13 protein-coding genes and 1 riboswitch are annotated in these 18,801 nt (G+C 65.8%); of the genes, 9 read left to right on the top strand and 4 right to left on the bottom strand.

Annotated features, from left to right (window positions below):
• Positions 1-21 precede the first annotated feature (21 nt).
• The gene (gene metG, locus D578_RS0103305; protein ID WP_018948563.1) at positions 22-2,061 is read right to left on the bottom strand and encodes a methionine--tRNA ligase; all 2,040 of its coding nucleotides are present in this window, start codon (positions 2,059-2,061) and stop codon (positions 22-24) included.
• Positions 2,062-2,517: 456 nt separating this feature from the next.
• Here metG and apbC point away from each other — a divergent pair, with 456 nt between their 5' ends.
• The 4 genes from apbC to D578_RS0103285 all read left to right on the top strand — a co-directional run bounded on the left by apbC (position 2,518) and on the right by D578_RS0103285 (position 5,455).
• Positions 2,518-3,609, top strand: coding sequence for an iron-sulfur cluster carrier protein ApbC (gene apbC / locus D578_RS0103300; RefSeq protein ID WP_018948562.1), 1,092 nt, complete (start codon positions 2,518-2,520; stop codon positions 3,607-3,609).
• Positions 3,610-3,636: 27 nt separating this feature from the next.
• On the top strand, positions 3,637-4,203 hold the full coding sequence (dcd, locus tag D578_RS0103295; protein WP_018146031.1) for a dCTP deaminase: 567 nt from the start codon (positions 3,637-3,639) through the stop codon (positions 4,201-4,203).
• A 31-nt stretch (positions 4,204-4,234) separates the two neighbouring features.
• Positions 4,235-5,140 carry a carbamate kinase gene (locus D578_RS0103290; protein WP_018948561.1) on the top strand — a complete coding sequence of 302 codons (906 nt, stop codon included), beginning with the start codon at positions 4,235-4,237 and terminating at the stop codon, positions 5,138-5,140.
• 96 nt (positions 5,141-5,236) lie between these two features.
• On the top strand, positions 5,237-5,455 hold the full coding sequence (locus D578_RS0103285; RefSeq protein ID WP_026289152.1) for a hypothetical protein: 219 nt from the start codon (positions 5,237-5,239) through the stop codon (positions 5,453-5,455).
• Between the two features lie 39 nt (positions 5,456-5,494).
• On the opposite strand, the gene D578_RS0103280 is transcribed toward D578_RS0103285, so the two are convergent.
• The 3 genes from D578_RS0103280 to fnr form a co-directional block, all read right to left on the bottom strand.
• A complete protein-coding gene (locus D578_RS0103280; protein ID WP_018948559.1) occupies positions 5,495-6,064 on the bottom strand; it encodes a DUF2058 domain-containing protein in 570 nt (189 codons plus the stop codon).
• A 342-nt stretch (positions 6,065-6,406) separates the two neighbouring features.
• On the bottom strand, positions 6,407-6,904 hold the full coding sequence (locus D578_RS0103275) for a DUF2390 domain-containing protein (RefSeq protein WP_018948558.1): 498 nt from the start codon (positions 6,902-6,904) through the stop codon (positions 6,407-6,409).
• The gene (fnr, locus tag D578_RS0103270) at positions 6,897-7,628 is read right to left on the bottom strand and encodes a fumarate/nitrate reduction transcriptional regulator Fnr (protein ID WP_042798331.1); all 732 of its coding nucleotides are present in this window, start codon (positions 7,626-7,628) and stop codon (positions 6,897-6,899) included. Before fnr ends, D578_RS0103275 begins: the two co-directional genes overlap by 8 nt.
• A 282-nt stretch (positions 7,629-7,910) precedes the next feature.
• Between fnr and D578_RS0103265 the strand changes: the two genes are divergently transcribed.
• From D578_RS0103265 to D578_RS0103245, 5 genes are all read left to right on the top strand, one after another.
• A complete protein-coding gene (locus tag D578_RS0103265; protein ID WP_018948556.1) occupies positions 7,911-9,149 on the top strand; it encodes a cyclopropane-fatty-acyl-phospholipid synthase family protein in 1,239 nt (412 codons plus the stop codon).
• 131 nt (positions 9,150-9,280) lie between these two features.
• Positions 9,281-11,179, top strand: coding sequence for a hypothetical protein (locus tag D578_RS0103260; protein WP_018948555.1), 1,899 nt, complete (start codon positions 9,281-9,283; stop codon positions 11,177-11,179).
• Between the two features lie 88 nt (positions 11,180-11,267).
• Positions 11,268-11,515: riboswitch (cobalamin riboswitch) on the top strand.
• A gap of 142 nt (positions 11,516-11,657) precedes the next feature.
• The gene (locus D578_RS0103255; protein ID WP_018948554.1) at positions 11,658-13,448 is read left to right on the top strand and encodes a TonB-dependent receptor domain-containing protein; all 1,791 of its coding nucleotides are present in this window, start codon (positions 11,658-11,660) and stop codon (positions 13,446-13,448) included.
• A gap of 3 nt (positions 13,449-13,451) precedes the next feature.
• Positions 13,452-14,006 (top strand): cob(I)yrinic acid a,c-diamide adenosyltransferase, encoded by a 555-nt coding sequence (locus tag D578_RS0103250; protein ID WP_026287978.1) that lies wholly within the window; start codon positions 13,452-13,454, stop codon positions 14,004-14,006.
• A gap of 113 nt (positions 14,007-14,119) precedes the next feature.
• Positions 14,120-18,673 carry a cobaltochelatase subunit CobN gene (locus D578_RS0103245; RefSeq protein WP_018948553.1) on the top strand — a complete coding sequence of 1,518 codons (4,554 nt, stop codon included), beginning with the start codon at positions 14,120-14,122 and terminating at the stop codon, positions 18,671-18,673.
• Positions 18,674-18,801: the final 128 nt, after the last annotated feature.

Genomic DNA, 18,801 nt, shown 5'->3' with positions numbered 1-18,801 from the left:
TCGAGTCTCCGGGAGCGGGCATTACTTGACGCGCATGCCGGGGCGGGCGCCGTCATCCGGGCTCAGGATGTAGAGCTCCGAGCCGCCCGGTCCGGCGGCCAGTACCATGCCCTCGGAGACGCCGAAGCGCATCTTGCGCGGGGCCAGGTTGGCGACCATCACGGTATGCCGGCCGATCAGGTCCTCCGGCGCGTAGGCCGACTTGATGCCGGCGAATACCTGGCGGGTTTCACTGCCGATGTCCAGGGTCAGCTTCAGGAGCTTGTCCGCGCCTTCGACGTGCTCGGCGTTGGCGATCCGCGCGATGCGCAGGTCCACCTGGGCGAAGGTGTCGAAATCGATGGTGTCGGCGATCGGGTCCACGTTCGCTTCCGGGGCGGCGTTGTCGGGGGCACTGGATGCCTCGGTGGGGGCAAGGGTGGCCTTCGACGCCTCCAGCAGCTTGTCGATGGTCTCCGCTTCGATGCGGGTCATCAGCGGCTTGAACTTCTGGATGCTGTGCCCGACCAGCGGCTCGCGGCTGGCCCAATGGGTGTCTTCAAGATTCAGGAACTCGGCGGCGTCAGCGGCCAGTTTCGGCAGCACCGGGGCGAGATAGACGATCAGGATGCGGAACAGGTCCAGCCCCTGGGTGTTGATGGCCTGGACCTCGGACTCGCGGCCTTCCTGCTTCGCCAGCACCCAGGGCTGGGCTTCGTCGATGTACTGGTTGGCCTGGTCGGCCAGGGCCATGATGCGGCGCATTGCCTGGGCGAATTCGCGTTTCTCGAACGCCTCGGCGATCGCCTCGCCCTCGGCAACGAAGGCCTCGTGCAGGTCGGGCCGCGGCAGTTCCGCGGCCAGCTCGCCGTTGGAGCGCTTGTTGATGAAGCCGGCGCAACGGCTGGCGATGTTGACCACCTTGCCGACCAGATCCGAGTTCACCCGCTGCACGAAGTCTTCGAAATTCAGGTCCAGGTCGTCGACGCTGTCGCCCAGCTTGGCGGCCAGGTAATAGCGCAGGGACTCCGGATTCAGGTGGTCCAGATAGTCGCGGGCGCGGATGAAGGTGCCGCGCGACTTGGACATCTTCTGGCCGTTGACGGTCAGAAAGCCGTGGCAGAACACCGCGGACGGGGTGCGATAGCCCGCGCCGTGCAGCATGGCCGGCCAGAACAGGGTGTGGAAGTAGGCGATGTCCTTGCCGATGAAGTGATACAGCTCGGCGTCGGAGTCCGCGCCCCACCAGGCGTTAAAGTCCAGGCCCTGCTGTTCGGCGTGGGCGCGAAAGCTCGCCATGTAGCCGATCGGCGCGTCCAGCCAGACGTAGAAGTATTTGCCCGGCGCATCGGGGATCTCGAAGCCGAAGTAGGGCTCGTCGCGGGAGATGTCCCAGTCGCTCAGGCCGGTGTCGAACCACTCGTCCAGCTTGTTGCGGATCGCGTCCTGCAGGCGCCCGGAGCGGGTCCAGTCGCGCAGGAAGGCCTCGAAGTCGCCGAGCTTGAAGAAGTAGTGCTCGGAGGCGCGCGATTCCGGACGCGCGCCGCTGATCGCGGAGACCGGGTCCTTCAGGTCCAGCGGGCTGTAGGTGGCGCCGCAGGCCTCGCAGGAATCACCGTACTGCTCGGCCGCGCCGCATTTGGGGCAGGAGCCCTTGATGAAGCGATCCGGCAGGAACATCCCGGCCTCGGGGTCATAGGCCTGGTCGATGGTGCGGGTCTCGATGTGTCCGGCGTCGCGCAGTGCGGTGTAGATCTGCCCCGCCAGTTCGCGGTTCTCGTCCGAATGGGTCGAGTGGTAGTGGTCGAACCCGATGCGGAACTCGGCGAAATCGGACTCGTGCTCCTGACGCACGCGTTCGATCAGTTCTTCCGGCTCTATGCCCTCGGCGCGCGCCTTCAGCATGATCGGGGTGCCGTGGGCGTCGTCCGCGCAGACATAGATGACCTCGTGGCCGCGCGCGCGCTGGAAGCGCACCCAGATGTCGGTCTGGATGTATTCGACCAGGTGGCCCAAGTGGATCGGGCCGTTGGCGTAGGGCAGGGCGCTGGTGACAAGGATCTTGCGCGGGGTGTCGGTCATTGCTTGGCTCGCGTTGGCGGCACCGGGCCGCAGGGTGCAGGGGCGCTATTGTCGGGGCTGGCTGTCGGGTTGTCGAGGCGTGCCAAGGGCTCCGGCATGTTGTCCACAGAAGTTGTGGATAACTCTGTGGGCAACCCGGTGGAATCGGTCGCCAAGCCTTGCCACACAAGGCCGCATGACAAATTGGTTAAAAATCGACCAACCTGTAAGAATCCCATAGAAACAGAAAGATGCATAACTATTATGCAGTAACTTAGATGCTTGTTCGCCTATCTTGGCCGATGCTCCCCATCTTCGGGCCCTTTGTGCATAAAACCGTCGCAAGGGCCTTGACACCTGCCTTAATGCGCGCCTTGAGGCTTCGGAAAGGACGGGTGGCTGGTGGTGCCATTGGCGTAGTGCACTGGGGCCAGTAGAATCGCGCGATCACTCCCAACACCGGATGCCACGATACCCATGGCCGAACTCGCGCGAGAGCAGATCGAAAACGCCCTGAAGACCGTTCAGGACAAGTACCTCGAGCAGGACCTGGTCGCCGCCGGCGCGGTCCGGGACATTCGCGTGGACGGTGCCCGCGCCGCCATCGATATCCAGATGGGGTACTCCGCCGCTGGCTACCACGACGAATTGCGCGCCGCGATCCAGGGCGCACTGGCCGGCGTGGCCGGGCTGGAATCGTCGGAGGTGACGATCAGCACGAAGGTCACGACCCACGCGGTGCAGAAGAGCCTGAAGCCGATGGCCGGGATCAAGAACATCATCGCCGTGGCCTCCGGCAAGGGCGGGGTGGGCAAGTCCACTACCGCGGTGAACCTGGCGCTGGCGCTGGTCGCCGAGGGCGCGCAGGTCGGCATCCTGGATGCCGACATCTACGGCCCGAGCCAGCCGCGCATGCTGGGGATCAAGGACAAGCCGGAATCCAAGGACGGCAAGAGCATGGAGCCGCTGGAGCGCCATGGCGTGCAGGCAATGTCCATTGGGTTCCTGATCGACGAGGACACGCCGATGATCTGGCGTGGCCCGATGGTCACGCAGGCGCTGGAGCAGCTCCTGAACGAGACCAACTGGAAGGATCTGGACTACCTGATCATCGACCTGCCGCCGGGCACGGGTGACATCCAGCTGACCCTGTCGCAGAAGATCCCGGTCTCCGGTTCGGTGATCGTGACCACGCCACAGGACATCGCGCTGCTGGACGCGCGCAAGGGCCTGCGCATGTTCGAGAAGGTGGAGGTGCCAGTACTCGGCATCATCGAGAACATGAGCATCCACATCTGCTCGAAGTGCGGCCACGAGGAATACATCTTTGGCCAGGGCGGCGCGGAGGGCATGGCGGAGGAATACGGCGTGGATCTGCTGGGCGCGCTGCCGCTGGATATCCGCATTCGCGAGCAGGCGGACGGTGGCGAACCCACCGTGGTCGCCGACCCGGAAGGTCGTATCACGGAGATCTACCGCGAGATCGCGCGGCGCACGGGTGCCAAGCTGGCCGAGCAGTCCAAGGACTACAGCAGCAAGTTCCCCAATATCGTGATCCAGGACAACTGATCCGGTGCGTCACCAGGGACTGGGCCAATGAGCATCAAGGCGGACCGCTGGATTCGGGAGATGGCCGAGACCAAGGGCATGATCGAGCCCTTCGAGCCCGGCCAGATCCGCTACCGCGACGAGCAGCGGATCGTGTCCTATGGCACATCCAGCTACGGCTATGACGTGCGTTGCTCGGATCACTTCAAGATCTTTACCAACATCAACTCGAGCATCGTCGACCCCAAGGGTTTCGACGAGGGCAGTTTCGTGGACGTGCAGTCGGACTGCTGCATTATCCCGCCGAACTCCTTTGCCCTGGCGCATACGGTCGAGTACTTCCGCATCCCGCGCGACGTGCTGACCATCTGCCTGGGCAAGTCGACCTATGCGCGCTGCGGCATCATCGTCAACGTAACCCCTCTGGAGCCCGAGTGGGAAGGTCATGTGACGCTGGAGTTCTCCAACACCACGCCGTTGCCCGCCAAGATCTACGCCAACGAGGGCGTGGCGCAGATGCTGTTCCTGCAGTCCGACGAGGTCTGTGAGACCTCCTACAAGGACCGCGGTGGCAAGTACCAGGGCCAGCGCGGCGTCACGCTTCCGCGCACCTGACCCATTCCTTCAATTAGGGAGTAGGACCGCCATGCGTATCGTGATCGCGCTGGGCGGCAACGCCCTGCTGCAACGCGGCGAGACCCCCTCGGCCGAGGCCCAGCAGCACAATGCCCGACGTGCGGCGGCGGCCATCGCGGCCGTGGCGCGCGAGCACGAGGTGGTCGTTACCCACGGCAACGGGCCCCAAGTGGGGTTGCTCGCAAACCAGGCGGAATGCGATCGCATTGCCTGGCCACTGGATGTGGTTGGGGCCGAGAGCCACGGCATGATCGGCTACATCCTGGCGCGGGAACTGCACAACGCGCTGGGTCATGACCGGGTGGCGAGTCTGCTCACCCAGACCGAGGTCGACCCGAACGACCCCGCCTTTGACCACCCGGAAAAGTTCATCGGCCCGACCTGGGGCGAGGCTCGTGCCCGTGCGCTGGCCGAGGAGCGTGGCTGGGACGTCGCCCCGGACGGTGAGGGCTGGCGGCGGGTGGTGGCCTCGCCGGAGCCGCAACGCCTGCTGGGCATGGAGGCCGTCCGCAGTCTCGTGGATGGCGGATCGGTCGCGATCTGTGCCGGGGGCGGCGGCGTGCCGGTCGCACGTGACGGCGACGGGCGTCTCTATGGCATCGAGGCCGTGGTGGACAAGGACCTGACGGCGGCGCGCCTGGCTGCACATGTCGAGGCGGATTGGCTGTTGATGCTGACCGACGTCGACGGGGTCTACATGGACTGGGGCACGCCGGACGCGCGGCGCCTGAAGGCGCTGCTGGTCACAGCCGTGGATCCGGCGGCGTATCCGGCTGGATCCATGGGCCCGAAGATGGACGCTGCGCGGCGCGCCGCGCAGGATGGCATCCGCGTCGGGATCGGTAAGCTGGAGGACGCCGCGGCCATCCTGGCCGGGCGAGCGGGGACCCGGATCCTTCCAGTGGGTGCGGCCTGACGGCCTGGAAGGGAGCCCCTGGCCGTTACATTCGCCCTTGCGCGCCGGCCGCGGAACTTGCAGGCTTCAAGTACAAATGGAACAAGAGTGAACATGATGCGAGAGATTCAGCGAGCCGCCCCCCTGGTGATCGGGCTGACGGCCGTGGGCCTGCTGGCGCTGGGTTGCGGCAGCGGCGGACCGGAGGAGTCGGCTGGTCCCGCCCAGGGTCTGGAGCAGGGCGGCATCACGCCGCAGGACATGTCCAGTGACGAGGCGCGGCGCCCGCAGCAAAGCGGCCTGCCTGCAGCGGACGTCAAGCGATCGACGGACTGAGCCGGTGAGTGCTCGATGGTTGTGCTGCGTACGGGGTATTCACCACATGAGGTCGTCGGGTACGACGTAGTCCTTGTAGGGATCGTCCGGATCGGCTTCCGACCCGGCGTCGTCCACGGCGGGGATGACTAGCGGCCATTCCGGATCGCGCTCGCGAATGCGGTCCGCGGTCTCGCGCGGGATGACCCGGAACCCCTTTTCCGGGCGCACATCCAGGCCGGCAAGCGCGGCGCGGCCATCGGCCAGGCGCTTTTGCAGGTCGGCGGTCACCGGGAGGTGGCGGATCTGCCCGCCCTGCTGGAAGTGATAATCCAGAGCGGCATCGCCGGTGGGGATTGGCGCCAGGTGGGTGCTCACCAGTTCGCGGACCTGCGCGTGGCGCGCCCGGCGTTCGGCACGTTCCTGCTGTTCGCGGTTCTTCTGTCGCGAACGCTCAGCCTGCTCGGCCTTGCGCGCCTCGGCAACGCCTGGCTCCGGACCGGTATTGCGGTCCTTTTTCTTTTTCGCGTTGCCTTTCTGGGCCTTGTGCTTTTGCGACTTGGCCTGGCGAACCTGTTTTTCGTCCACCAGCCCCTTCTTCAGGAGCTGACTGCGCAGATCTTCCGACATGAATCCTGCCGTGTTCGGTCAATGGGTTAGGGAAACACTCATCCATGTACACGTTCGCGCTCGAGTCGCTTTTGGGCGCGAACAAGGCGCGGTGACTGCCGTGCAGTCACTCTGCACAAGGGAACCGCAACGCCGTGCGCGCGCAAAAGCGGCCGAGCCCCTTCGGGGTTGGCACCCCAGGTTCCCCGATCCTGCGTTGCGCCGCTTGCAGGTAGAAGCCACTACCTGCTGCACGACGCGCCTTGGTTCGGAAAACCTGGGGTGCCAACGCGAACGTGTACATGGATGAGTGTTTCCCTAAGAGCATAGCCGGAATCTGCCCTCGCGTGCAGCATGCGCCGGTCAGGTCGCGGCAAACGCGCGCACTCCGTCGCGGATCTCGGCATCCGGTAGATCGGGGAACAGGGTGCGCAGTCGGCGCTGGGGATCGATGGCGTTGGCCCCGGTGCTCTGTTCGGTCTGGCGTCGGGCCTCTGCAAGCAGTTGCAGGCCAGCGAGGCGCTCGCTTTGCAGCTCCAGCGCCAGTACGGCGCGGTAGAGCGTGTCGCGTTCGGGGGTGTGGAGTTGCCGACGCAGTACGCGGAGGCGTTCGGTGGAGGATGCCTGCCAGCGCCGGGCCGTTTCCCGGAGTGCCCGCCATTGCGGGGCGCTCAAGGGCTGCGGGTACCACAGGGCAAACAACGCCAGCATCACGTCCACGCCAAAATCGTCCTGCCAGCGCATCAGGCACTCGCGCGCGACGGGGTCGGCCCAGAGGCTGGCGGCGAAATCCCAGAACGGGGCGAAGTCTGTGGCCAGTGGGTCTTCCCCTGGCTCCGGCTCGGGTCCGGGTTCAGGCACTGCTCGCGGCGGAGGTGAAGGTGACGCCGGCCGTGTTGCGCAGGCCGTCGGGCTGGAGGATCTCCAGATCCCGGGTGTGCAGGTTGATCACGCCCTGGTTGCGCAGCTGAGTAAACAGGCGGCTGATGGTCTCCTGGGTCAGGCCCAGGTGGTTGGCGATGTCTGCCCGTGACATGGGCAGGTAGAACCGCTCGGGGGACAGGCCGCGGGCGCGATGGCGCTCCGACAGGACGATCAGGAAGGTCGCCAGACGCTGTTCCGCGGTGCGCTGGCCGAGCAAGGCGTGCAGGCTTTCGTCCTGGGCCAGTTCCTGACTCATCACGCTCATCATGTGCTGGCGGAAGGTCGGCAGGCGGCCGGCGAGGTCGTCGACATGGCCGTAGGGCACGGCGCAGACGCTGGTGGACTCCAGCGCAATGGCGCTGACCGGGTGTTTGCCGGAGTGGATCGCGTCCAGCCCCAGCAGGTCGCCGGCCAGCGCGAAGCCGGTGATCTGTTCGGTCCCGTCATCGGAGATCAGCACCGTTTTCAGTGCCCCGGTACGGACCGCGTACAGCGCTTCGAACTTGGTCCCCATGGTGAACAGGGCCGCGCCCTTGGCGATGGGCCGACGTTGCTGGACGATTTCGTCGAGTTGCCAGAGTTCATCCTGGGGCAGGCCCATGGGCAGGCAGAGCTGGCGCAAGGTGCAGTGCTGGCAGGCTTGGGTGGGTCGTAGCGTCATGCGTGCAGGGTAGCCGTTTTTTCGGCGTTGGGGAAAGCGATTTTCGGGGTATGCCATCGGGGGCGGGAATGCGGTACTGTCCCGATGAGTTGTAAGCGATTACAAAAGGCTCTGCCGTCGGTCAGGGCCGCACATCGAGATGGCTCGGTGTCTTCCCGACGGCTGCGTGGAAATGCGCTATATCGGTAATTAGACTGAGTCTAGAGCCTGCGACACGATCACGGTCGGCATTACACGTGAGGGCTGAGAGACCCGACCGATAGAACAAGGACAGGGGTAGAGATGATCGAGCGGTTACTGGAACGGTACATACGCTACGGGACCTTTGTGCTGCGGCATCCGGATGGCCGCGAGCAGCGCTTCGGGAGCGGCGCGCCGGAAATCACGATGCAGCTGCATGATAAGGCGGCGTTACGCAAGATCGGACGCGACCCGGGCTTCCAGCTGGGCGAGACGTACATGGACGGCCTGTGGTCGCCCGGCCCCGAGGGCTTGCAGGTGTTCCTCGACGTGGCCATGCGCAACTTCGCGCCGATGTTCAAGCAGCGGGTCAACCCCGCCGTGCGCATGCTGCGGGCCCTGATCGAGCAGGGCAACAAGGTGGCGCGCTCCTACCAGAACATTGCTCATCACTACGATGTTGACGAGTGGCTTTATCGCCAGTTCCTGGACGAGGGCATGTTCTACAGCTGCGCCTATTTCGAACGCTCGGACATGAGCCTGGAAGAGGCGCAGCAGGCCAAGTGCGCGATGCTGCGCAAGAAGCTCATGCTGGAACCGGGCATGCGGGTGCTGGATGTTGGTTGCGGCTGGGGGGGGCTGGCCTTCCATCTCGCCGAGCATGCCGGTGTGCATGTGGATGGTGTGACGCTGTCGAAGGAGCAGCTGCGGGTTGCCCGTGACGAGGCCAAGCGTCGGGGGCTCGAGGATCGGGTGCGGTTCCTCTATCAGGACTACCGCGAACACGACGACCAGTACGACCGCATCGTCAGCGTCGGCATGTTCGAGCATGTGGGCACGCCCAACTACGAGACGTTCTTCCAGCGCGTGCACGATCTGCTGAAGCCGGAAGGCATCGCGGTGCTGCACACCATTGGACGTCAGGAGGCACCGGCGACCTCCAACCCCTGGTTGAGCAAGCACATCTTCCCGGGCGGGTATACGCCCGCCTTGTCCGAGGTGATGGCGGCACTGGAGCCCACGCCGCTGTACACCACGGATATCGAGTTCTGGCGCCTGCATTATGCCGAGACACTGGCCGAGTGGTATCAGCGCTTCCAGAAGATCCGGCCCGAGGCCGTCGAGCGCTTCGATGAGCGTTTCTGCCGCATGTGGGAGTTCTACCTGGCCAGCTGCGAGGGCACCTTCCGCTGGTGGAATCAGGTGGTCTTCCACGTGCAGATCGCCAAGCAGCAGGATACCGTGCCGCTGACCCGGGACTACCTTTATCGTGAGGGTGCCCCGGCCGTCGTTTCCACCCCGCCCGGGGAGGGCCGCGCGCCGCGCAACGACGCCGCCTGAGAGCAGGCGGATCGATTCCCGCCCGATCCCGAAGCACCGCCAAATGCGCGCGAACCGAGTGCGCTTTCCCTACACTAGGGGTGACGTTGCGGCCATGCCGGCAGTAACGATCCATTCCGGAGCAGGGGCGCGTGTTCGGTCGCTTTAGTAAACGCAGGGAGGCACAGGGCCCGGAAAGCCCGCAGGCTGGCGGACCGTCACAGGAACACGTCCTGATCGAGGCGGCCGGGCGTAGCCGCATTACCGAGGTGGCTGCCACCGCGCGGCGCGTGCCCTGGTCGCTGAACTTCCTGCAGTTGCTGTGGGCCGCTGGGCCGGTCACGTTCCTGGCGATGCAGGGTGGCTACTTCCTCGGTTTCGGCCACGCCGCCCCGGCACAGAACTTCATCTTCTTCGCCGTTTACACCCTGCTGTTCGGGGTGATCGGCCTGGTCGCGCGCTTCGTGGCGGACGCCACACGGGGCAAGCGCCAGGAGCGCTCGCGCGATCAGCTGCGCAACACCATCGACTTGCTGCCGGATCTGCTGTTCGTCACCCGCGACCTGGCGATGGGGGAGATGACCCCGGACATGCGCCGGCGGAAGGCGGCCCAAGTCCTGTTGCACGAGGTGGATATCGCACCCGAGGCCGTGGCGGTCGCGGTGCGCGAGATGACCGGCGATGCCAGCCTGGCGGCGGCCGCGGAGCAGATCGAGATCTATCGCCGCCTGGGCCTGCGCTCGCGCGTGGGCGATCTGGTGGCTGCGACCGACGACTCCAGGCTCGCGGCGCTGGAGAAGCTGCACCATGAGGCTCCGGAGGTCGCCGATCTGCTGCGCGACCGCCTGCAGGGCGTGGCGCCGACCCAGGAGGATGGTGTGCGCCGGGTGGACCAGTTCCTGGATCGACTGTTCTCCGCCGCGGATGCTGACGACTTGGTCCGCTGCACCCTCGACGATGTGCAGGCGATCTTCGTGCTCGCCTTCGAGCTGATGAACGGACGTCAGATCAAGCGGCTGAGCTTCGAATGGTCGGGGGGGTGGCAACTCGGGGCGGCCCTGGACCGACTGGAATCCCAGGGCAATCGCTTTCGTGTGGCCCAGGCCGGGGTGGTCAGCCGCCTGCGCTCGCTCGGCATCCTGCTATCCCAGCACGAGGCGTCGGGTCTGGATCCACAGGCCCTGCGCGAGCCGATCGTCAGCCTCGGTCGTCAGGTGCTGGAGGCGGTGCAGCGGTTGGAGGATCTCGAACCTTCGGAAAATTCTGCGGACGGCCAGCTCCTCGGTCTTGCCCTGCGCCGGGTCGAGGACTTGCGCGAGGCGCGCGACCACCTGATGCAGTCGCAAAGCCGCTACACCAATGCGGTGGAACGCTGGGAGGCCCTGCGTCGGGCGCAGGTCGAGAAGCGGGGCGAGAAGCGCTGGTTCAAGCGCAGCGTGCGCGGTATCCGGGTGAGCGAGGAGCTGATCGAGCTGACCGACGACCAGAAGCTGAAACTGGCCAGCCACTTCTGCTCTTTCCTCAAGGAACACAAGATCGAGCGCGAGGGAGACCTGTTCTACTTTGGCGGCTCGGCGCTGGATGCGGAGACCGCCAAGCGGATCGGGATCCAGCTCGCCCTGATCATGGAGCCGCTGGTGGATCTTACGAACCCCAGTATCCAGCGCGCGATCTATGCGAACCCCGCGGCCTATCTGGGCGGGCTCTACGTCGGCATGAGCGCGGATGCCAAGGCAGGCCTGGGCTCGGCGATGGTGCGCAAGGTCCGCCAGGATCTCGGGCGCATGGCCGAGTGGCTGGCGATGCGCCTCACGCGGATTTATCACCTGCCATTGAGCGATTCCATGCGGGACTTCCTGGTCAGCCACTATGGGGCCAACCGCGAGCGCCTGGATATGCTGGCGACCCATCCCGGGGACGAGTCGCACCCGGTGGCGTTGCGTGCCGAGCGCTCGCCCGAGTTCGACGCCATGCTGCAGGACAAGACCTGGGGGCTGCTGCTCAAACGCGGTACCCGCTATCTGTATGCCGAGGAACGGCGCCGCCGATGATTGGTTCAGACATGCGAACTTGGGTAGCTCCTTTCGGGATCGCGCGGCGGGTGGGTTAGCGGCTGGTAATTTTGCGCCCAACTGTGTAGGGTTCGCTACGTTCCTCGGTGCCCGACCAAGCACGGCTTGGCGGGTTAAACGGGAAGATCGGTGAGTCTCCGACGGGCCGCAAGGCCCTGGGATGAATCCGACGCTGCCCCCGCAACGGTGATCGAGCGAGAGACCGCCCGTCGGTTTCTGATGGTCGCGGCCAGTGCCACTGAACCCTGGGTTCGGGAAGGCGCCGCGCCGGAACGCTCGTCAGTCCGGAGACCGGCCAGGGAATGATCGCGCGGCATGCGGCGGGCATGCGAGGCGGATGATCGGGCCCGGCCGTTCGCCGGTCGTGGCCGATCCCCCTCGTGTCTGTCTCCCCCTGTCTGTGCGATCCCGACGAATCAACGGCGTGCGGGCGGCTCGCCGGGAGACAACAAAAAACATGAAACGCACAGCACTCTCCGCGGCCATCCTGCTGGCCACTTCTCCCGTTCTGGCGGACACGCCGGATACCGACGAAGCGCAGACGCTGGAGACCGTCCAGGTCACCGCCACGCGCATCGCACAGACGGTGGACCAGACCCTCGCTTCGGTGACCATCATCGACCGCGAAGAGATCGAACGCCTGCAGCCACGTCAGTTCACCGATCTTCTGGAAGGGCGAGCCGGCATCGAGACCTCCCAAAACAGCGCCTTCGGGAAGACCACTTCCGTCTTCACCCGGGGGTCGAGCTCTGGGCACACCCTGTTGCTGGTCGATGGAGTTCGAATGGGTTCTGCGACGGGTGGCGGGGCAAGTTGGCAGTTCCTGCCGCCGGAGGAGATCGAGCGCGTGGAGATCGTGCGCGGACCGCGCACCAGTATCTACGGTTCCGACGCGATCGGAGGGGTTGTGCAAGTCTTCACCCGTGAAGGCCGCAAGGGGCCGCCGAAGGTTAGTGCATTTTTCGGTGGCGGTAGTTTCAATACGTGGGAGGTCGGCGTTGGCGTAGCGGGTGGTACCGATAACACGAACTACAGCTTCTCGGTCAGCCACTTCGATACCGACGGCATCAACGTCCAAGACGGTGTGGGCGATGAAGACCGCGATGGCTATGACAACACCTCGCTTGCCACCAAGGTCTCGCACCGGCTCGATAATGGAGTCGAGGTTTTCGGTAATGTGCTGTATTCAGAGGGTAGAACCGAAATAGACGGCACTGAAGATGAAACTGATTTTCGGCATGCCGCCCTTCGTGGTGGCTTGCGAGTGCCTGTAACCCCTTTTTGGGATACCGAATTCAGTGTTAGTCACAGTCGCGATGAGAACGATAATTTCAACGAAGGCGCTTTTTCTTCTCGCTTCGATACCAAACGCAACGGTGTGGATTGGCGAAACGATCTCGAGATAACGGATCGTGTTTACTTGATTGCCGGCATCGATGCGTATGAAGACCGGGTGGATAGCACCACCGATTATGCTGAAGATTCTCGGTACAACGTTGGAGCATACTCGGTGATTCAGGTTGGCTTGGGCCGCCATGATTTCGAGGGAAGTTTGCGTTACGACGACAATGAACAGTTTGGCGACAAGGTGACAGGGCAGGTAGCCTGGGGTATGCAGGCTACCAACATCCTACGGCTGCGCGCGTCTTATGGAACGGCCTTCAATGCGCCTACGTTTAACCAACTGTATTGGCCGGGGGCGGGTGATCCAGAACTTCAAGCAGAAGAGTCCGAAACGGCTGAAATAGGCCTTCGCGCTAGCTTTGATCAAGGGTATCTGGATGCCTCGATTTTCCAATCGAGAGTGGAAAAAATGATTCCAGTTTGGCCACCTGAAAACGTCGACGAAGCGAGGATTTCCGGGCTTGAGTTGGAGGGTGGATACGAACGTTATGATTGGATTTCGCGCGCTTCGTTGACCCTTCTGAATGCAGAGGATCGTGAAACAGGCAATGAACTTCCTCGCCGGTCCCCGGTAACTGCCCGCTTCGATCTGGATCGGCAGTTCCAAAGTTTCTCGGTCGGGGGGTCTGTGATCGCGAAGAGTCGCTCGTACAACGATGCCAACAACGATGAACAGCTGTCTGGCTATGGCCTTCTGAACCTACGCGCGAGCTATCAGATCCATCCGGAATGGCAGCTTCAGGCTTCGGTCCAGAACGTGTTCGACAAGGACTACGAGACGGCGGGCGGCTACAACCAGCCGGGGCGTGCCGCGTTCGTGAAACTGCGCTATCAGCAGAGGTGATCCATGGGTAATCGACTGTCGAAGATTGCGACCCGCACGGGTGATGAAGGCCGAACCGGCCTTGGTGACGGCTCGCGAGTGGACAAGGACTCGCATCGCGTCGAGGCCTTCGGTGATGTGGATGAGCTGAACAGCGTGATCGGCCGGTTGCTGATCCATGACCTGCCCGAAGAGGTCCGGCGCTCGCTGGCGCTGGTGCAGCACGAGCTGTTCGACCTGGGGGCGGAACTGGCCGTGCCGGGCCATCAGGCGTTGCCGGATGCCTCCGTGGAGCGTGTGGACGTGGAGCTTGAGTCCTTCAACGATGATCTGCCGGCCCTGGAGGAGTTCATCCTCCCGGGCGGCGGGCCGGCCGCGGCCGATTGTCATATCGCCCGTACGGTCTGCCGCCGGGCGGAACGGCGTCTCGTTGCGCTCAATCACCACGAGGCGTTGCGCCCGGGTTCGCTGGCCTACATCAACCGGCTGTCGGATCTCCTGTTTGTGCTCTGTCGCGTGCTCGCGCGCCACGAGAACGGCGAAGAGGTCCTCTGGCAGCCGGCCAGCCGGCGTGGCTGAAGCGCTCTTCTGAGGGGCGCCGCTGCGGCGGCGCCCCAATCCCATTGCAGTGGTCGCTGGCGTGTCGGGTACACGCCTCGCGGCCCCTTGCGCCTGTTTTTCGGGAAATCTCCATGCGTTTTCGTCGCACAACCCTGATTGCTATTGCGTTTTTTCTATTCGGCGTCGGAACGGCCGGGGCCGGGCCGCTCCTGGTGGGTGTTGTTTCCGATCGCTCGGCGGCGGAGGTCGCCGCCGGGGCGCATCGCTTCCTCGAGGCCCATCCGGAGGCGGAGGTCGTACTGCGCACCCCGGAGCAGCTCACGGACAAGTCGGACGAGGCGGTCGCGGCGCTGTGGCGCGAGGCGGACGCGGTGCTCGTCGCGGCCGTCTTCGGGGATCAGGCCGCGCGCCTCGATCGCCTGTTGCGGGAGGCCCCGCCGCCCGAGGGAGCCCCGATCCTGGCCATCAACAGCGTTCGCCACCTGACGGCGTTGTCGCGGATCGACGGTGAGGCCGTACTCGCGGGGCTCGATGACGAGATGCGTACCGAACTGGCGGCCAACCCGGATCCGGGTGAGGACCCGCGCGCGCACCTGTCCCGACAGCAGGAGCGCTTCCCCGAACAGGCGGACTGGCTGGCCGGGCGGGCGTTCTACCAGGGGCGCACGCCGGAGAACATGGAGGGCCTGATGCGCTGGCTGGCCGCGCATGGCGGCCACGCGATCGACGTACCGGACCCGGACCCGCGCGAGACCATCCGCTACTACCGCCATGGCAGCTCCAGCCCCGATTCGGACGCCCTCGATCTGGAGGAGGGTCCGGCCGTGGCGCTCCTGGATCTGGATACCGGCGACCGGCCGGGCGACCGCGCCCTGCTGGATGCGGCCTGCGAGGCCCTGGAGAACCGCGAGATCCAGTGTTTTGTGGTGCTCGCGCGCTGGGGCGGGGCGAGCCGCGAGGCGATCGAGACCCTGGAGAACGTGGCCGGGCCGGCAGATCTCGCCGGGATCGTGAGTCTGCAGGACTTCGTGGTCGGCGGGGGCGGCAACCGCGAGGCGGTGGCCGAGGCCTTCGGCGAGCTGGATGTCCCGGTGATCAAGGGCATCCGCCTGGCGGATGTGAGCGCAGCCCAGTGGCGGCTGTCGCACGAAGGCATCCCCTGGGACAAGGTGCACTACCACGTGGCCATGCCGGAGTTGCAGGGTATGAGCCAGCCGATGGTGCTGGCGGCCGCGGGCGCCCCGGAACAGGATGAACGCACGGGTGTGCGCCTGATACTGACCGAGCCGGTGGGCGAGCGCGTGGAGGCTTTGGCCGACCGGGTGGCAAGCTGGCAGCGGCTGCGCACCCTCGACAACGCGGACAAGCGGGTCGCGGTCGTCTACTACAACCATCCGCCGGGTCGCCAGAACATCGGCGCGGACAAGCTGGATGTGCCCGAGTCCCTGCTGGAGATGTTGCAGCGGCTGGAGGCGGCCGGCTATGACCTGGGCGACAACGTGCCGGAGGATGCCGAAGCCCTGCTGGACATGATCCAGGACCGGGCGGTGAATCTCCCGGAGCAGGCAGATGCGCTGGACGCGATCGCCGGCCGGGTGGCCGCGCTCGATCGCGAGCAGTACCAGGCCTATTTCGACGCCCTGCCGGAGTCGATCCGGGCCGAGTTGGTGGATGGCCCGATCGGCTACCTGCAGGCGAGGCTGGAGGCGGCCAAAGCCGCCGACGAGATCGATTTGGCACAAGCCGCGCTGGAAAGCGGTGTCGGTGATCTGCGCCACATGCTCGAGAGCTATCCGCACGCGGCCCAGGATCGAGCGCTGGATCTGCTCGCACAATTCGAGGCGGCCTGGGAGGCCACGCTGGCGGGTGAGGACGCGCATGCGACGACCGAGCAATTGCGCAAGGCGCTGGTGCGCACGGGCATCCCCGGCCTGACCGGCTGGGGCGAGCCGCCGGGCGAGGCGATGACCCGCGACGGCGAGATGCTGTTCCCCGGGATCGAGTTCGGCAACGTGTTCATCGGACCGCAGCCGCCGCGTGGCTGGGAGGTCAGCGAGCGCCTGCTGCACGCGAATACCACCTTCCCGCCGACCCACCAGTATGTCGGCTTCTACCACTGGATCCGCGACCACTTCGAGGCGGATGCGCTGGTCTATGTCGGCCGCCACTCGACCCGGGAATTCCTGCCGCGTCGGCGGGCGGGTCTGGCGGCAGATGACTACCCCGAGATCCTCGGGGGCGCCCTGCCGATCATCTACCCCTACATCGTCGATGGGGTGGGCGAGGGCATCCAGGCCAAGCGCCGGGCCATGGGCGTGATGATCAGCCACCTGACCCCGCCATTGGCGGCGACCGAGCTGTACGACAGCCTGCTGGAACTGCGCCAGCTGGTGGAGACCTACGAGGCCGCGGCTCAGCCGGATGCCGCCACCCGTTCGCGGGCGGTACAGACCCTGCGCGAACGTATCGAGGATCTCGGCCTGACCGAGACCATCGAGCGGGAAATGGCCCGGGGGCATCATCACGACCACGGGCACCACCATGACGACCACGGCGATCACCACGTGGGTCATGACGAAGAGCCCGACACCACCGGGCATGGCGAAGGTCATGCGGACGAACATGGCGACGAGCAGCGTGACGCGGACCATCACCGGGAACATGGGGATGAAGAGCACGAGCACGCCCATGAGCATGATCATGAGAACGAGCATGCGGATGAGGGGCATGACGAACACGCCACGACCCGGCTGTCCGAGATGGACGAGGAGTTGCTGGTCCACGAGATCGGCCACTACCTGACCGACATGCAGGAAGACCAGATGCCCCTGGGGCTGCACGTGTTCGGGCGCGACTGGAGCGACGAGGCCGTGGACACGATGCTTGAGTCGATGGCCGGTGACGACGCGATCGGCGACGACTGGGACGCGAAGCTGCGCGGATCGCCGGCCAGCGAGCGTGCGCATCTGCTGGCGGCCCTGGAGGGGCGTTTCGTGCCACCGGGCCAGGGCAACGATCCGATCCGGACGCCGGAGGTGTTGCCGACCGGGCGCAACTTCCATGCGCTGGCGGCGGATCTGGTGCCCACGCGCATTGCCTGGGGCATTGGCCAGGAACTGGCCGCGGATGCCCGTGAGCACGGCGATCCCGAGGCCGACGGCAGCGAGGCGATCATCCTCTGGGCGTCGGATACCGTGCGCGACGAGGGCGTGATGATCGCCTTCGGCATGGACATGCTGGGCATTCGCCCGGCCTGGAACAGCCGCGGGATCGTCCAGGGACTGGAACGCATGGACCTCGACGAGGCGGAGCGTGACCGCCGTCGCGATGCCCTGTTCACCACCTCCGGTTTGTTCCGGGACCTGTACGAGGACCAGCTGGTGTGGCTGGATCGTGCCGCTCGCCTCGCGCTGGATGGCTCGTCCGACATCATTCTTGCGGAATACCCCGAGCTGGAACCGGCACTGGAAGCGGCCCTGGCCCCGCTGGGGCAGGACCTGCGCGATCCGGGCGACGAGCCGCTGGCGCGTAACGATGTGGCCGCGCAGTGGGTGGAGGACACCCAGGCCCTGCGTGCGGCCGGGCTCGATGGCGCCGGGGCCGGGCAGCAGGCGGCCCTGCGCGTGTTCGGCTCCGCGCCCGGGGCCTACGGCGCGGGGGTCAACCGGCTGGCGGATCGCTCCGGCGCCTGGGAGGACCGCGCCGAACTGGGTGCGGCCTACCTGCGGCGCATGGGCCATGCCTACGGGGCGGATGAGTCCGGTGGCTCTGCGCACGAGGCCTTCGAGGCCCGTCTGGGCCAGGTCGGACGGACCTACCTCGGGCGGGCCTCGCATCTCTACGGCCTGCTGGACAACGACGACGGGTTCGACTTCCAGGGCGGTCTGTCCACCGCGGTCGAGAGCATCCGCGGCGAGGTGCCGGACAACCGCGTGCTGCAGCACGCCGATCCGGACGACCCGCGGGTGGAGACCCTGGGCCGCGCGCTGATGCGCGAATTGCAGGGGCAGAACCTGAACCCGCAGTGGATCGAGCCGCTGATGGATCACGGCTATGCCGGGGCCCGCACCATGGCCCGGGACTTCGTCGACAACCTGTGGGGCTGGCAGGTGACCAACCCGGAGATCATCCGCTCCTGGGTCTGGGACGAGGTGCACGACGTGTACCTCCAGGACCGCCACGGGTTGGGGATGCAGGAGTTCCTGGCCGACGGCCACAACGTGCACGTGAAGACCCACCTGCAGGCCGTGCACCTGGTTGCGGCCAGCCACGGATTCTGGGACGCCGATCCCGAGGTGCTGGATGCATTGTCCGAGCGCTTCGCGGAACTGGTCGCCGAGCACGGCCTGCCCGGCAGCGGTCACACGCGCCCGGATCACCCCATGCTGGACGAGGTGGCCGAGCGCCTGGACGACGCCGAGCTGCGCGCGGCCTTCGAGGCGGTGCGGGCGGCCGCGCAGATCGACCGGGCGGAGCCCGAGGCCGACCCCAGTCGCGTCACCGAGATCCAGCCGCTGGAAGACCCTACCGCGCAGGAGGCGCAGGAGATCCCCGAGCCGGCCGAGGCCGACGGCGGTCAGGAGACCGGCGACGAGGCGGCGGGCATGCCCTGGCTCCCCTGGCTGGTGGCTGGTGCGCTGTTCCTGCTGCTACTCGCCGGTATTGCTGCGGGCCGGCGGCGATAACCGCCATGGGCATTTTCGACCCTGTACTTGTAGGAGCCGAGCCCTCTCGGCGATTGGGGCAATGGTTACACCCCATCGGCCAGAGGCTGGCCTCCTACGCAGGACGGAAGGCCGTACGAATGGCTGAA

It is taken from the genome of Thioalkalivibrio sp. ALMg11, from assembly GCF_000377905.1.
Taxonomy (GTDB): domain Bacteria; phylum Pseudomonadota; class Gammaproteobacteria; order Ectothiorhodospirales; family Ectothiorhodospiraceae; genus Thioalkalivibrio.
The sequence above is the reverse complement of the archived record's forward strand: the minus strand, read 5'-3'. Positions and strand labels throughout refer to the sequence as shown.